Annotated in this window: 21 protein-coding genes; 7 read left to right on the plus strand and 14 right to left on the minus strand. The window is 64.1% G+C overall.

Going from position 1 to position 14,038, the window contains the following annotated elements; all coding sequences use genetic code 11:
* Positions 1 to 75: 75 nt before the first annotated feature.
* The 6 genes from V2B31_RS05285 to V2B31_RS05310 form a co-directional block, all read right to left on the minus strand.
* Positions 76 to 390 (minus strand): hypothetical protein, encoded by a 315-nt coding sequence (locus V2B31_RS05285; protein WP_328276109.1) that lies wholly within the window; start codon positions 388 to 390, stop codon positions 76 to 78.
* Between the two features lie 13 nt (positions 391 to 403).
* Complete coding sequence (locus V2B31_RS05290) at positions 404 to 727, minus strand: hypothetical protein (protein WP_328276111.1); 324 nt, start codon at positions 725 to 727, stop codon at positions 404 to 406.
* 127 nt (positions 728 to 854) lie between these two features.
* Complete coding sequence (locus V2B31_RS05295; protein WP_328276113.1) at positions 855 to 1,133, minus strand: hypothetical protein; 279 nt, start codon at positions 1,131 to 1,133, stop codon at positions 855 to 857.
* Positions 1,134 to 1,491: 358 nt separating this feature from the next.
* Positions 1,492 to 1,818: a hypothetical protein gene (locus V2B31_RS05300; protein WP_328276115.1), complete on the minus strand. Its 327-nt coding sequence runs from the start codon at positions 1,816 to 1,818 to the stop codon at positions 1,492 to 1,494.
* Positions 1,815 to 2,009 (minus strand): hypothetical protein, encoded by a 195-nt coding sequence (locus tag V2B31_RS05305; RefSeq protein ID WP_328276117.1) that lies wholly within the window; start codon positions 2,007 to 2,009, stop codon positions 1,815 to 1,817. The genes V2B31_RS05300 and V2B31_RS05305 overlap by 4 nt, the downstream gene beginning before the upstream one ends.
* A 2-nt stretch (positions 2,010 to 2,011) precedes the next feature.
* On the minus strand, positions 2,012 to 3,694 hold the full coding sequence (locus V2B31_RS05310) for an ATP-binding protein (protein ID WP_328276119.1): 1,683 nt from the start codon (positions 3,692 to 3,694) through the stop codon (positions 2,012 to 2,014).
* A 203-nt stretch (positions 3,695 to 3,897) separates the two neighbouring features.
* On the opposite strand from V2B31_RS05310, the gene V2B31_RS05315 reads away from it, so the two are divergent.
* Positions 3,898 to 4,164, plus strand: a complete 267-nt coding sequence (locus tag V2B31_RS05315; RefSeq protein WP_328276121.1) for a hypothetical protein — start codon at positions 3,898 to 3,900, stop codon at positions 4,162 to 4,164.
* A 93-nt stretch (positions 4,165 to 4,257) separates the two neighbouring features.
* Positions 4,258 to 4,848 carry a hypothetical protein gene (locus V2B31_RS05320; protein ID WP_328276123.1) on the plus strand — a complete coding sequence of 197 codons (591 nt, stop codon included), beginning with the start codon at positions 4,258 to 4,260 and terminating at the stop codon, positions 4,846 to 4,848.
* Positions 4,849 to 4,861: 13 nt separating this feature from the next.
* On the opposite strand, the gene V2B31_RS05325 is transcribed toward V2B31_RS05320, so the two are convergent.
* From V2B31_RS05325 to V2B31_RS05335, 3 genes are all read right to left on the minus strand, one after another.
* Positions 4,862 to 5,215 (minus strand): DUF3768 domain-containing protein, encoded by a 354-nt coding sequence (locus V2B31_RS05325; RefSeq protein ID WP_328276125.1) that lies wholly within the window; start codon positions 5,213 to 5,215, stop codon positions 4,862 to 4,864.
* A complete protein-coding gene (locus V2B31_RS05330; RefSeq protein WP_328276127.1) occupies positions 5,212 to 6,180 on the minus strand; it encodes a hypothetical protein in 969 nt (322 codons plus the stop codon). Before V2B31_RS05330 ends, V2B31_RS05325 begins: the two co-directional genes overlap by 4 nt.
* Before the next feature lie 100 nt (positions 6,181 to 6,280).
* Positions 6,281 to 6,520 carry a hypothetical protein gene (locus V2B31_RS05335; RefSeq protein ID WP_328276129.1) on the minus strand — a complete coding sequence of 80 codons (240 nt, stop codon included), beginning with the start codon at positions 6,518 to 6,520 and terminating at the stop codon, positions 6,281 to 6,283.
* Between the two features lie 173 nt (positions 6,521 to 6,693).
* Here V2B31_RS05335 and V2B31_RS05340 point away from each other — a divergent pair, with 173 nt between their 5' ends.
* Positions 6,694 to 6,846 (plus strand): hypothetical protein, encoded by a 153-nt coding sequence (locus tag V2B31_RS05340; RefSeq protein WP_328276131.1) that lies wholly within the window; start codon positions 6,694 to 6,696, stop codon positions 6,844 to 6,846.
* Positions 6,847 to 6,864: 18 nt separating this feature from the next.
* Here the strand turns inward: V2B31_RS05340 and V2B31_RS05345 are convergent, their stop codons facing one another.
* On the minus strand, positions 6,865 to 7,641 hold the full coding sequence (locus V2B31_RS05345; protein ID WP_328276133.1) for a Mom family adenine methylcarbamoylation protein: 777 nt from the start codon (positions 7,639 to 7,641) through the stop codon (positions 6,865 to 6,867).
* A gap of 268 nt (positions 7,642 to 7,909) precedes the next feature.
* Here V2B31_RS05345 and V2B31_RS05350 point away from each other — a divergent pair, with 268 nt between their 5' ends.
* Entirely contained in the window at positions 7,910 to 8,392 is a 483-nt protein-coding gene (locus tag V2B31_RS05350; RefSeq protein ID WP_328276181.1) for a MucR family transcriptional regulator, read from the plus strand.
* A 27-nt stretch (positions 8,393 to 8,419) separates the two neighbouring features.
* On the opposite strand, the gene V2B31_RS05355 is transcribed toward V2B31_RS05350, so the two are convergent.
* From V2B31_RS05355 to V2B31_RS05365, 3 genes are all read right to left on the minus strand, one after another.
* On the minus strand, positions 8,420 to 9,403 hold the full coding sequence (locus tag V2B31_RS05355; RefSeq protein ID WP_328276135.1) for a GGDEF domain-containing protein: 984 nt from the start codon (positions 9,401 to 9,403) through the stop codon (positions 8,420 to 8,422).
* 189 nt (positions 9,404 to 9,592) lie between these two features.
* Positions 9,593 to 10,462, minus strand: a complete 870-nt coding sequence (locus V2B31_RS05360) for an AraC family transcriptional regulator (RefSeq protein ID WP_328276137.1) — start codon at positions 10,460 to 10,462, stop codon at positions 9,593 to 9,595.
* Positions 10,463 to 10,575: 113 nt separating this feature from the next.
* Positions 10,576 to 11,463 carry an MBL fold metallo-hydrolase gene (locus V2B31_RS05365; protein ID WP_328276139.1) on the minus strand — a complete coding sequence of 296 codons (888 nt, stop codon included), beginning with the start codon at positions 11,461 to 11,463 and terminating at the stop codon, positions 10,576 to 10,578.
* 72 nt (positions 11,464 to 11,535) lie between these two features.
* On the opposite strand from V2B31_RS05365, the gene V2B31_RS05370 reads away from it, so the two are divergent.
* The 3 genes from V2B31_RS05370 to V2B31_RS05380 are packed head-to-tail and all read left to right on the plus strand — an operon-like array spanning position 11,536 to position 13,152.
* Positions 11,536 to 11,850 (plus strand): ArsR/SmtB family transcription factor, encoded by a 315-nt coding sequence (locus V2B31_RS05370; protein WP_328276141.1) that lies wholly within the window; start codon positions 11,536 to 11,538, stop codon positions 11,848 to 11,850.
* A gap of 3 nt (positions 11,851 to 11,853) precedes the next feature.
* A complete protein-coding gene (locus tag V2B31_RS05375) occupies positions 11,854 to 12,369 on the plus strand; it encodes a rhodanese family protein (RefSeq protein ID WP_328276143.1) in 516 nt (171 codons plus the stop codon).
* A 6-nt stretch (positions 12,370 to 12,375) separates the two neighbouring features.
* The gene (locus tag V2B31_RS05380) at positions 12,376 to 13,152 is read left to right on the plus strand and encodes a sulfite exporter TauE/SafE family protein (protein ID WP_328276145.1); all 777 of its coding nucleotides are present in this window, start codon (positions 12,376 to 12,378) and stop codon (positions 13,150 to 13,152) included.
* Positions 13,153 to 13,193: 41 nt separating this feature from the next.
* Here the strand turns inward: V2B31_RS05380 and V2B31_RS05385 are convergent, their stop codons facing one another.
* Complete coding sequence (locus tag V2B31_RS05385) at positions 13,194 to 13,988, minus strand: N-6 DNA methylase (protein ID WP_443021808.1); 795 nt, start codon at positions 13,986 to 13,988, stop codon at positions 13,194 to 13,196.
* Between the last annotated feature and the right edge of the window lie 50 nt (positions 13,989 to 14,038).

A 14,038-nucleotide genomic window follows, 5' to 3' on the forward strand; every position in this document is an offset into this window, starting at 1 on the left:
CCGAGCAGGCGCACAAGCGCCCCATCCGAGGCCCGCAACCCGCGGCCTCGGGACTGATCCGGCCCTTTTGGGCGGTTAATCCGGCGTCTTGCCCGGGATGACGCGTAGGCCCGTCCGTCTGATCCCCGACGACACATGAGGAAGCGTCCGTAAGGCATCGGCCGAGAGCCTGGCCTGTCTGTCATGAAGCTCGATGAGCCTCAGGATACGTTCGCGGTCCTGTGCCGTCACGTCGTCGTTCGCACGAAGCGCAGCCTGGATCAGGTCGACGACATGCTGCGCGGCATGATTGCCATGCGTTGCGACGAGCCTGTGGACTTCGGCGCAGTCTTCGCTCGACAGGCCCAGCGCCTGCAGCAGCTGGTCGGATTGTTGGGCATCGCCGGTCATGAGAGCGCGGGCCTTATGCGGCGAGACGGTAGTGGGCCGCCTCGGGCATCTCGCTCGGGGTCTGCCGGAGCCAGGCCCGTGCGGCACGCTGGGCTTCGACGATCTCGCGCGCAGTCATCTCTTCGGCGAGTTCCGCCCGCGCTTCCTGGCCCGCCTGGCTGCCGGCGAGCGCGGCGAGGTTGAACCATTTATGCGCTTCAACCAGATCGATCGCGATGCCGAAACTACCGCAGCTATAGGCCACGCCCAGCTCGTATCGCGCCTGGGCATCGCCAGCGGCGGCCTCGCGCACATGGTTTTCCAGAGTGAAGACGCGGTTTGCAGAATGATTTGCCATGAGATCGGCCCTGACTTCCTAGTAGAGGTCAGATTTCACCACCTCGTGGAAAATAGACCGTTAATCATCGGAATTGATGGCCCAGAATTTACATGCTTTTACATGTGCGGGCCGTGAGACGCGGCGACTAGGCCTCGAGCGTGCCGGCGTCGGACGCCGACATGGCCATGCGCATGGGCCGCAACAGGCGATCGAGCAGCGAGGGGCGCGCGAGCTGGGCGGCCTTGCGCTGCTTGGCGATTTCCCTGAGGCAGAACTCGAAGGAATAGCGCTCGGGATAGCTGTGCAGTTCGCGCTGCTGGGCGATCATATCTTCAGCATTATGGCCGAAAAGCGCGATTGCTTCCTCCGCCCAACCGGGAGCGGCCTCGCGGGCTAGACGTTTGATTTTGAGACCGTCGAACATCGTATCTGTCCTCGCAGAATGTGCGGCCGGTTATCGGCAAAGGATAGTTAACGAAATCTTCCAGCCACCCGGGCCGCCCGCCTGGAGAAACGATCGTGCATCGCAGTGCGAGATGAGCGAGCACCCTTCTTCAGGATGAAGGCGGTGCGAACGCAAGTTGGAGAATTGTGGCGGCTTTCCGGGACATTTCCGAACCCGGTTGATACTGATCGCAAACAGGCAGCGATCGGCAGATAAGCTGTCGATCGTGACTTGGTCGATACGGAGACCTGGTATAGCGGTCTCTTGAATTTACACCATTTTACATGGGCGATCTGCCCAGCGCGGTCAATTTGTTGTGGCGGAGGGACGGTCCGCGTCAGTGGATCGACCCGAACAACCGCTTCTTGGCCTCGGCCTGGTGGGTTCCATCCTTCACGCCGACGCTCGCGCGCATGTCGTCTTCGAGGCTCTGCCCAAGCATCTCGGGGATCTCGGCATAGGCTTCGACGACCCGGATCGCGGCCTCGGGCGTGGGCAATTCGCCCGGCTCGGTGCCGAGCCAGATCGTCGCCTCGCCTTCCTCTGACTCTTCCTCGGTGGGCGTGAACACCTGCGCGAAGAAGGTCTGCAGGGGGCGGTCCCAACCGATAACGACCTTGATGACGCCCTTTCCAGCCCGTGGCGTCAGTTCGTAGCGACTCATGGCGCACTCCTGCGGATGCGGTGATCGACATGGCGGGCGGCGCCTTCGGCGCTGCGCAGCGCTTTGCGCACGGCCGCCGCGGCGCGAAGCGCTCCGCCTCTGGCGAGAAGGTTACGCGCGTGGCGCAGATGGTCAATCGCCGAGCGCACGGCCTCGCGATCGGACCGCGCGGCGATTTTGATGGGACGCATGGCTAGATCCTTTGCGAAGGAGGGCAGGACACCGGCGGGGCGGGCGTCGCTTCGAGCCGAATGTCGATTGCGTTGCGCCCGATCACGGCATGGAATTGCCGGCCTTCGGGCACGAACCATTGCGCGCGGTAGGCGATGATCGCCCGCAACCGCTCGAGAAGTGCAGCGTCGTCGCCCAGCAGGAGGCGCATCGCCATTTCCCTGGCGTCGAGGAGGAAGCGATCATTCTGGGTCTCCCAGCTGTCGGCGTCGCGATCGTCGCTCGCGCAGAAACAGGAGGCTTCGAGCAGCTCGACCAGTTCGTCGGGCGAGACGGCGTCGGCGGAGGCGAGAAGGATGGTGGCTTCCTCGAAGTTCCAACAGGCGCCTTCGTCGTACAGGATAGCGACGGGCGCCGGGACCTGGATCGTTTCGGCCTCGGGACCGGTCAGTTCGAGTACGAGGTCGAGGCGCTCGACCGGACCGCTTTCGAGACCTGGAAGCTCGGCGCCATCCAGGACATGCTGTTCCCCGTCACGCTCGATCTCGAAGCGCAGCGCCGTGATGCGACGAAGAGCATCGTACCAGCCATAGCCGGCCATTGTCTCGTCGGGATCGGCAAGACGACCGTCCAGCCGCCCGGCTCGCCCAAGCGCGAAAGCGGCACATTGCTCGAGCGGCGCCTCGAAGGAGTCGACCAGCACGAACCCTTCGGCAGGAACGAGGCCGGCGCCGACCTGTCCGTTGTTGAGGTCCGCGGTGGCCGGGGTCCATCCGCGCAGAACGGGCCGCGCCTCCGGCAGGACGATATTAAGCTGCGCGGCCTCGGCCCATTGGGCGAAGCCCAGACGATGGCTGTCGAGCGTCTGAATGTGCCGATAGATCGCGCGGCGCACGGTCTTGCGAAGCGCGTCGAGCGCCTCGTTTTCGACCATTTCCTTGCGCGCGGGCAGGACGAGCTGGAGATCCGGCGCGTCGACGATATCGACGCGGGCCGACCAATGACGGTCCTTCTCGTCGATCGACGGGAGCGCGCAGGGAACCGTGACCCCGTGAAAGTTGATGCGGGGGATGGTGCGGGTGGAGCGGGTATCGTTGAAAAGACCGATCCGAACGCCTCCCGCTTCGGTGATCGCCGCGGCGCCTGCAAGCCAGTCCTGCTGGGGAAGAAGCGTTCCCCGAAGCCGGATCGGTATCGGGCAATAGCGTGCCGCGCCGTGCGCCGCCGCCTCCAGCGTGTTGGTCCAGTCGTCCTCGAGCCGGACGCGGATTTCAGTTCCAAGAGGATGATCGATCGAGGGGACCGCGATCGACGCACCGGATTCCCAGTCTTGCGGTTCGATGGCGATCGCCCAGCCCTCGCCGGTGGCGCGTGAACAGGAGCGAATCTCGACATGTCGTCCTGCGAGGCTGAAGACGCCCATCCCGGCGGGGTCTTCGCGCCGCGCGACGTCGTCGTCCCAACCCGATCGGCCGAGCGCAAGGATAATAGCGGGATCGGCAATGCCCGTGCCATCGTCGCGAATGAGAAGCCATGGAGAGCCATCGGCCTCGATCACATCGAGATCGACAACGCTCGCGCCTGCGCGCCGCGCATTCTGGACGAGCTCCGAAAGCGCGTCACCGAGCATATTATTGAAAAGGCGGGTCACCTTGGTGATGGCAGCGGGATCGACCTGGCTGCGAATGGCGGTCGGAAGGGACATTGCGGACTCCTTGGCAAAAGCAAACCGGCCCTTTCCCTCCCGCTCTCCTTTTTTGTCCGGATCGTGATAGGATTGCTCTCCCGCCTGGACCGGAGCCGCGCCACCATGCAGAGATCATTGGGCCCGGTGATGGCGGCCCACATTGCCCTTCAGTCACGCCAGGGATGCTGCCGGATGATATATACGACCGATCGGAACCGGGGTTGAGTGAAGCCGCACCGATCTGGATGGTCTTTCCCGGCCTGTCCGCTGACGACGTCCATAATCAGGGTGCGGTCGACGGCTATATCGAACATGTCTGGCTCCCCTATTGGAGGCAGCTGACCGAGGAGGAGCAGGCTGCCTATCTCGATCGGCATGACGCCAGCGCGCAATGGCGGGAGGCCATCGCCTTTCGCTACGAATGGGACGGCCTGGACGAAGATGGGGATCCGATCTGGCGAACACCCGCCTGGCTCAAAGGCGAGTAGCGGAAGCCTTCCACGTCGACAGACGGACATCGCTGGCCGGGCGGCGCGCGTCGCGGAGAGAATTTGTCAATCCAGCACTGATAGTCACAGAGGATGATCAACGCGTTTTCTTCGTCAATTCCCACGGCACGACCCGTCGTGCCGGGCAGCTTCATGGCAAAGCTCTTGCTGCCCTTCGCCATTCCCATGGTACTGACCTTGCTTCTTATCCTGACCATCGGCGAGACCTGGCCGCGCGCGATCGCACCGGGATCGGGATTGAAGCTTGCCGGGCTCGTCGCCACGACACTCACCGCCGCGGGAATCTGGCATTGGCTTGTGGGGGGTACCAGCGACCCCCGGGTGCATCGCTTTGCCGCCATTGCCTGCGCTGTCACCGGCCTGATGGGCTGGCCGGTCTGGACGGTCGGGGTGTTGCCCAGCATCAACGGCGTGGCGCTTGGGCAAAGGGAAACCGTGTCGATGCGTCTCGGCCGGATTGACGTGAGCCGGCCGAGCAAGGGTCCCGGTTTCTATTATTGGGCGTGGCTCGAGCCGATCCAGCCGGGCGGTGTCATCACCGGCGGGAGATATTTCATTCCCGAGCCGGTCTATCAGCGCTGGGCACCGCGCAAACCTGCCATCGTGCAGCTCGTCCATGCGACGGGCAGTCTGGGCGCCGAGGTCGTCACCGGCTTCGAGTAGGGCGGGGGCGCGATCAATAATCCTCGGCGAGCATGACCGTGAGAACCCGCCGCGTGATCGAGGCATCCGCCGGATCGTCCGAGCCGAATTCGAGGGCCATGTCGTAATAGTCGATCTTGAAGAAGATCCGCTCCTCGCGGAGCTCGAAGGCGCCAAAGTCGCGTTCGGGGCCATCGCCCGACTTGAAGTCGTAGCGCCGCACGGCGGCGAGCAGCTCGGCCTGCGCGAGCACCTCCGCAATCCCCTCGCCATCGCCCGACAGCCGGGCGAGGCAGGCGCGGGTGACCATGATACGCGCGTTGGGATCGAGGCCGTGGCGGCAGCGATCGTTGAGCCGGGCGATCTGTTCGGTGGCGGGGATTGTCATGCTGCCTCCAGCAAGCCGGCGTTGAAGGATTGGAGCCACTCCGCCATCGCCGGCCGATCGGGGAGTGGGACATGGGCGGCGACATCCTGGAACCGGATGAGGTCGGCGGGCGCGTCGAGAATGATGGCGTCGATATCGGCTGCGGGGAGCAGCTCTTCGGCGCGAATGAAATCAGTCATCCGGCCAGGCCGCGTGCTGGTCGACCGGCGCCAGAGTCCCTCGACGGTGCGCAGCCGTGGGGCCGCGCGCGCTTCGACGAGCACGATAAGTCGCAGACACCAGGGCGGGAGCGCGCGGACCTCGTCGGGCTTCATGGCACCGCAGATGAAGCAGCTCGATTTCGGCGGAACGGGAAGGCCTGCGGCCTCGATGCGCGCGATGCAGGCGGCACGGTCCCATCCCCATTCGCGCAAGGGGTAGCGGCACTCGAAAAGGTCGTTGGCGATGGTCGCGGCATGGGTATAGCGCCGCGTATCCGCCGGCGAGGCGTCATAGCCGATCAGACGAATGACCTTCTGGCCGCGCGCCCAGGCGGCCTGGGCGGGCGCCCATTGCTTCAGGAAAGCGTCCTGCGGGGCGACTTTCCATTTGAGACTGCAGGAATGACGGCCAAGCGAGATGCTCGGCAGGGTCGCGTTCGTCAGCACGTTGGACAGCAGGTCGAAATAGGGCGGCCAGTGCTTGAACCGTTTGGGCGTGTAGCGCACCGTCACATAGGGAATGCCGCGCGCGGCCATCCACGCCGCGATCGTCCGCTGATATTCGTAGGTTTCCGGCTTCTCGACGCCTGGGTCCCCGGTGATCACGAGGTCCGGCGGGGTGCCGCGGTTCTCCAGCTCGACCAAGAGCGCGGTGCTGTCCACGCCGATACCATAAGCGAGCACGACAGGGGCCGGTTCACTGACGCGTATATAGTCGATGGCGCGCTGTGCTACGGACAGCGCGGGAGGGGCGGTCGCCAGCATGGAAGAGCTCCGTTCTCGCGCAGCCACTCTGCGCATCGAACACGCTCCCCCTCCCCTCTCGATCTTGAGCGCCGGTATGACCGGGGCCCATGCCGTCGGATCAGTCGTCTCCCAGCGTCGAGCTCCGGTCGTAAAGGTCAAGGTGGATACCGAAGGTGGCGGATTCGCCGGTGCTGAGATCTCGATGATCGTCGCTGTCGGTTGCCGTCGCCATCTCGATCACGGGATGGACGGAGACGATCTGGCCGGTGGGGAGACGAAAGAGGTTGAGCGTCCCCGCAACGGGCTGCGTGCCCTCGGGCACGTCGTAGCGGCCCTGAATTTCAAATTCGACATGCATGGAAAGGCTCCTTGAGGATGCGGCGGATCAGCAGAAGAGTGGGAAGTACGAGACCGTTTCGGCCCCAGTAATTTTACCTAAGGTGGCGGGCATGCGGCCACGCTATGGGGCTATGTCTCGGTCGAAAGGATTGTCCCGTAACGGCGATTGTCTCGAACAGGCATCTTCTTGGAATGGAGACGACGCCCATGGATGGGATAGACGACCGTGTTATCAGGCTGGTCACGGACCAATTCGGGGTCGAAATCCCGGATGACGATGCCGAGAAGATCAGGACGGTCGCCGAGGCGATCCGCTACATCGAGCGCGCGCAGGCGCTGGCCTGAACGTCGCGCTTGCGCGGCTCACTGGCCGGGCAGGATTTTGGGATAGGGTAGCCGGGGCAGAGCCTGCCCCTGTCGCCGCGCCTCGCGCGTAAGTTCGAAACAATAGGTGAAAAGCCCGCGATGCCTGCGCGATGCGAGGACGCCCTGCTCCTGCAGCCCGGCAAGCCACGCGGCTGGACATTCGCGGAGGAGCGGCGCGCGCGCGCCCAGGCCAACGAGCTGATCGATGGCGCCGCCCATGCCCCGCTCCCCCAAGCGGATCTTGGAAAGCGTGCGTTCCGAAATCGTGCGCTCGCCCATGTGCCAGATCCTGCGCGGACGGCTGATGCCCCGGTGCGCGCCGGAGAGGGCGGCGTACACCCGGCCGATATGGCCGGCCTCGGGATCGCTGTAGGAGACGACGGCCTCGATTGCCGGGCGGGCACGCCGCAGAAGCCTGAAGGCGCGGGCGCAAAAGAAGCTTTCACCATTTTGCGGGACCGTATCGAGGAGGATCAGCCGCGCGAGCACGCATCCCTTCGCCGGATCGTCGAAACCCGTATGTTTGACGATGACGGCGTTGGTCGCCGGAACCGCGAAAACGGCGACCCCCTCGAGTGCGGCACGGCGGCCGTAAAGCCCGACCGCGAGTTGCGCTGCCGGATAGGTCGGGAGATAGTGGTGCGCGGCTATGAACGCGCCCGCGATCCCATGATCGATGACATCGACGCTGTAGGCCTTGGTATCGATGGTGCGGAAATCGGTTGCCCACAGGGCGCGTCGGTCCCGCCAGCGCTGACTGCGCGAGGTGTGCATGGTCGGCCTCGGAAAGGAAGGATTGTCGCTGGCTCTCGCGCCACCGACTTGCCTTTCGGCCCCTTCCCCTTTTCTTTGCGACCTGCGCCGCTCTACGGGGCCTGCTGGGAATATATTGCGGAAGGCAAGGCCAGGACGAGCGGCAAGAGGATCGGGCGACCGCGGCCCGATAACGATCTTTTGCCAACTGCACGCTTTCCAAGATCGTCTGTTCCCGGTAGCGAATGCTGATCCCGGGCTCTCCTATCCGGAAGGAAGCATGACCATCATGAACGACATTTCGGACAGCGACAGCACGCTGATTACTTTAACCGCCGATATCGTGGCCGCGCATGTCACCAACAACAGCGTCGCGGTGAGCGATTTGCCGTCGTTGATCCAGAATGTTCATGGCGCGCTGCGGAGCCTCGGCAAGAGCGACACGCCGCAAGTGACGAAACAGGAGCCGGCGGTCTCGGTCCGCTCGTCAGTGAAGCCGGACTATATCGTCTGCCTGGAAGATGGCAAAAAGCTCAAGATGCTCAAGCGCCACCTGATGACCCATTATCAGATGACGCCTGCCGACTATCGGACGAAATGGAATCTGCCGGCCGATTATCCGATGGTTGCGCCCAGCTATGCCGAGCAGCGCCGGACGCTGGCAAAGAGCATCGGCCTTGGCCGAAAGCCTCGCGGGACCGCGCCGACGCCGCCCAAGCCGGTAAAGGTGGCTCCCGGACGGCGTGGACGACCGAAGGCGACCGACGCATAGCCGGCCGGCGAAGGATGAAGCGGCCGGTCAGGCCGCTTGCGCTGGCTTGTCGGCTATCCGGACCTGGTTGCGGCCGCCCTGCTTTGCTGCATAAAGCGCCTCGTCCGCGGCCTTGAGCGCCGCGCGCGGATCGGGAAAATCGAACACATCGGCTATGCCGGCCGAGAAGGTGATCTGCCCGAAGGGCTCGTCGGTCTTGCGGTTGATCATCCGACGCTCCGAGAGCTTCTCGCGCACGTCGTCGAGACGGGTCTTGGCCTCGCTAAGCGTGGCGCTGCGGAAGAGCATGACGAACTCCTCGCCGCCATGGCGGGCGACGTGGCAATTATCGTCCGAGATCCCGGCGAGCATTTCCGCGATCAGGCGGATCACCCGGTCGCCGGCGTCATGGCCGTGGGTATCGTTCACCGCCTTGAAGTGATCGATGTCGCAAAAGGCCACGACAAGAGGATCGAGGGCGGCACGCGCCTCCTTATGTTCGCGCTCGAGAACGGTTTCGAAGGCGCGACGGTTGGGAAGGCCGGTCAGATGGTCGATCTCGGCGTCGCGCTTGGCCTTTTCCAGGTTCCGGCGCAGCAGCTTCGCCTCATCCTCGCTGCGCCGCATATCGGCCTCGAGGTGACGCGTTCGCTCCAGCATCGCCTTGGCGAGATCGGCGAGGCTGGAGATGATGTGGCCGGTCTCCTGCACCTGGACCAGTTCGGCGACATGCTGTTCCAGCTGATTGCCATAGTCGGACGCTTCGCTTCGCGCGGCTGTCGTGTTCTTCGAGAAATTCTCCAGCGTCGTCTCGAGCTTTGTCATGAGGAGCTCGATGCCGTCATGCTTGTCGACGGTTTCATCCGCAGCCGTCGCCTCATCGAGCCATTGCTGGGTGATGCCAAGGCCGGCGGCGATGCGCTGCGCGATCTGGCGCGCGAGACCCGGATTGGCGCCGGAAAAGGCACCATGCGCCGCTATGAGATTGTTGGGCGTCACGTCCAGCTCATAGGCGAGGAGAAACGACGCCATCTCATCGAGGAGATGCCGCCGCGCCTGCTGGAAGATGTTGCCAGGAGCGTGGCCGTTGCCCCCGGAGGCAGAGCCATCGCCCTTGTTGCCGCCACGCGATCCGCGAATGCCGAGCCAACCGAGTAACGAACCGGATGAACTGTCTGTTGTCACTTTCCCCCCTCGAAAGATTATTTGATCGGCGACTCGTCAGCATCGCTCCTTGCGGAACTGCTGCGGCGTCAGGCCGGTGGACTGATGAAAGGCACGGCGAAACACGCCGGCGTTGGCAAAGCCGACCGCCTGGGCGATCGCGGTGATGCTGAGCCGGTCGCCCAGCGCCAGAAGCCCGCAAGCCTGGTCGATCCGGCGGCTGGTGACGAAGCGATAGGGCCCCTGCCCGGTTGTCGATCGGAAGGACCGGGAGAAATGCGAACGACTGAGCCCGGCCACGCCCGCCAGTTCATCGAGCGTGATCGGCTGGTGCAAATGGGCTTCGACATAGTCGCACACGCGATCGACCTGCGTCTTCGTCAGCTGGCCAGGCGCCGTCCGCGGCTGGACTCCCAATATCTCCATGGCCGCCGTCAGGCAGAGCGCCTCGGCATAAAGGCTATCGGTATCGGGCGCCGCGACGACGTCCTTGATCTTGGTCATGGTCGCAGCGAGCGCGGCGTTGCGCGCATAGGCGAACGGGCCCGGATCGATCCGGGCATAGCGCTCGCCCAGTTCGTCGGCGGCTTCCTCAGGATCGAAATAGAAAGCGGTGAAGCTGTTGCGCCCGCGCCTCGGCTTCGCCCATCCCGCCACGGTACAACCGCGCGGCGCATAGGTAAGCGTGTCGCGAAGGTCGGTGCGTCGAACCGGCGACAGCCCGTCGATATGGAGTTCGCCATCGTCTAGGCGCATGTCGTGGAGCGCTAGATAATGCGTCTCGCCGAGTGTGCGGAATTCATAAGGATCGTCGGATTGGAGAACGACGCGCTCGGCCCGGAAACCGCGCCAGCTGCGCGGCGCCAGGCTTATCGGCCGCTCGGACGCAGGCTTGAAATTGAGCCGCAGAGAATCTGTCGAATTCATGCGGCCCCATAGCGCGATTATTGCCGGAAGATAGAAAAATTGCGGCCATAGTGAGCAGCTTCGAGATGGGTGCCGTTCAAAGCCGCGGGAAACAGGAAGAACGCTCTGCCTGGTTACGCCTCCGCCAGCGCATCGGCTGGATCCTTGACCGGAATCCGCAAATAGCGGACGCCGTTGCCCTGGGGCTTCGGGAAGTGGCCGGCCCGGATGTTGACCTGAATGGACGGCAGGAGGAGCTTGGGAACCGGGAGCGTCGCATCGCGGGCCTCGCGCATCGCGACGAATGCCGCCTCGCTGACGCCATCATGCACATGGACGCTGGTGCGGCGCTGCTCGTCGACGGTCGTTTCCCAACGATAGTCTTCGCGGCCGGGAGCCTTGTAATCGTGGCACATGAATAGACGCGTGGTCCCGGGAAGGCTGAGGACGCGCCGGATCGAACGATAGAGGGTGCGGGCATTTCCGCCCGGAAAGTCGGCCCGCGCCGTTCCATAGTCGGGCATGAACAGGGTGTCGCCAACGAACAGTGCGTCACCGACGCGATAGGCGATGTCCGCCGGCGTGTGTCCCGGCACATGCAGAACCTCGACCGGAAGATTGCCGATCATGAATGTTTCGCCGTCCGCGAACAGACGATCGAATTCGGCGCCGTCAGGAACGAGATCGTCGAACGCAAAGATCGGCCGGAAGATCTTCTGCACGTCCCGGATATGCTCACCTATGCCGACCCAGCAGCCGGTTCTCACCTTGATGAACGGAGCTGCCGAGAGATGATCGGCATGGGCATGGGTTTCGAGCACGGCGACTATGTGCCAGCCCTTGTCATTGGCTCGCTCGAGGATGCGAACAGCCGAGCGGACATCCACCGTCCCGCTCGCCATGTCGAAATCGAGCACCGGGTCGATCACGGCGGCCTCGCCGCTCTGGGGATCCACGAGCAGATAACTGACGGTGTTGGTCGCCTCGTCGAAAAAGGCTTCGATGATCGGATCATTTGCCATTCGGACCTCCATTAGCTCTTGCTAATATATGGCGCGTTGCTACATTAGCAACTACTAATGGAGTCTCATGTGATGCCGAAAGCGCCGTTGGATCTCGCAACCTTCGAGCAGAAGGCGGAAGAAGTGGCTGGCGCCTTGCGCGCGATCGGCAATGGCCGCCGGCTGATGATGCTGTGCAAGCTGGTGGAACATGGCGAACGCACGGTTCGTGACCTCGCGGTCGATGTCGGCCTGTCGCAATCCGCTTTGTCCCAACATCTCGCAAAGATGCGGGAGGAAGGTCTCGTGACCTATCGGCGCGAGAGCCAGACGCTCTGGTATCGCATCGCCGATCCGCGCGCGCACACGCTTCTCACGACCCTCTACGAACTTTACTGCAAGGAGTGACCAATGGCGATTAGTACGCTGACGGCAGCCCAGGCTCGGATCGCGTTGAACAGCGGTGCTACGTTGATCGACGTGCGCGATCCGGACGAGCATGCGCGCGAGCATATTGAGGGCGCGATCAACCGGCCACTGACCCGGCTCGATGACGAACCCCTGCCCGATGGTCCCCTGATCTTCCACTGCCGGTCGGGCATGCGAACGGGCAATTGCGCCCCCGCGCTAGAGGCGGCTGCCAAGGGCGCGCCCTGCTCCGTCCTCGATGGCGGGATCGATGCATGGCGGGCCGGCGGGTTTCCGACGATCGTGGATCGCACCCAACCGCTGGAGATCGGTCGTCAGGTCCAGCTGGCGGCGGGCGGGCTCGTCCTGCTGGGCGTTCTGCTGGGCTGGTTCGTCGCCCCCGCGTTCCTGCTGCTCGCCGGCTTCGTCGGGACCGGCCTGATGTTTGCGGGAGCAACCGGCTGGTGCGGTCTTGCTCATCTGTTCCGGCGCATGCCCTGGAATCGCGCGACGGTCTGACCGCAGGTGAGCGTAGCGGATCTGGCGGCGCTGGGCTCGGGCGTCCTCATCGGCCTGATCCTCGGGCTGATAGGCGGTGGCGGTTCGATCCTAGCCGTGCCCCTCCTCGTCTATGGGGTCGGCCTCCATTCAGCGCACATTGCGATCGGCACCGCAGCGGTCGGGGTGATGGCCAATGCGCTTGCGAGCCTTGCTGGCCATGCGCGGGCCGGGCATGTAAAATGGCCCTGCGCCAGCGTGTTTGCCGCGGCGGGTGTGGTCGGCGCGTCGATCGGTGCCGCAGCGGGGAAGGCCTTGGGCGGGCAGCAGCTTCTGGTGCTCTTCGGTCTTCTGATGATGGGCGTCGGATTGGTGATGCTGCGAAGGAGGCGCGGCGCCGCCGCGCCTGACGTGCGACTGACCCGCGATACGGCATCCAGGCTGCTGCCACGCCTCGTGCCCATCGGCCTTGCGGTCGGCTTGGCCGCAGGCTTTTTCGGTATCGGTGGCGGTTTCCTGATCGTGCCGGGCCTTATCGCGGCAACAGCAATGCCGGTCGAGTTCGCGGTCGGCACGTCGCTCGTGGTCGTCGCGGCCCTCGGCCTCACGACAGCGACATCCTATGCCTTGTCGGGGTTGGTCGATTGGCGCGTCGCCGCGCTGCTCGTAGGAGGCGGGGCGGCTGGCGCGATGCTCGGCGTGTGGGCCGGCGGGCGCCTCGCCCGGCATAAAGGGCTGCTGGAGCGATTTTTTGCAGCGATGGTGATCGCGGTCGGCGGCTATGTGGCGATCGCCAACCGCTGACTTTCCACGGTGGTTGCGGCCATCGGAAGGCCAAGATCGGGTCAGAAAAGGGTCAGCTGCTCGCCCGGACCGGACGCTGCCGCAGGCGGAAGATGAGCGGGCTGTTTATTCGGCACCGGCAACGCACAGATAGTCTGCTGCCCCGCCGGAACTGCCTGATTGGCGAGCCTCGCTGACCAGCCCCCGAGGATATGGGCAGGCGTGAACCAATGCTCGCGGGTCTCCAGCGAAAGCGAATTTCCGACGATCACATGGGCGGGAATGTGAAGCAGTGCGAACTGGATATAGGCCATGTGGACCGCGCGCGAATCTATATCGACCGCGGTCACATGAAGGTGGCGCTGATAGTTGATGCCGGCGGCGCGCACGACCTCCGCGAGCGCGATGACCATCGCGCCGGCGCCGCAGGCCGGCTCCATCGCGCGGACGAAGCCCTTCGCGCCGATCAGGGCCTGAGCCTCGTCAGCGCCGCCGAGCGTCACCTGCGCCATCATCTGACAGACCGCATAGGGCGTGAAGAATTGTCCTCTGTTCTTATTGTGGATCTCGAGCTCGGTGAAGATATGACCCAGCACGTCGTTGAGACCAGCCTCGAGCGCCATGGTGATCTCGGCGAAGACCTGTGCAAACATTTCGACAGCCGGACGGTCGTATCGGCCCACGATTTCGAAATAACGCACTTCCCGGTCCGGACGGGAGCAGAGATCGACACTGTTGGAAATGCTCAGCGCGATCAACTCCATGCAATCGGAGAACAGCCGGTAGCGATCATGGCGATGGCCGTTCGCATCGAAGAGCTTCAGGACGTTCCTGATGTGTCGATCTTGGGAGGGCATAGCGAATTCCTCGCCCGCGACGCGCCGGTCGACGCGTCGCGAGACATGGC

Source organism: Sphingobium sp. (assembly GCF_036170395.1).
GTDB lineage: Bacteria > Pseudomonadota > Alphaproteobacteria > Sphingomonadales > Sphingomonadaceae > Sphingobium.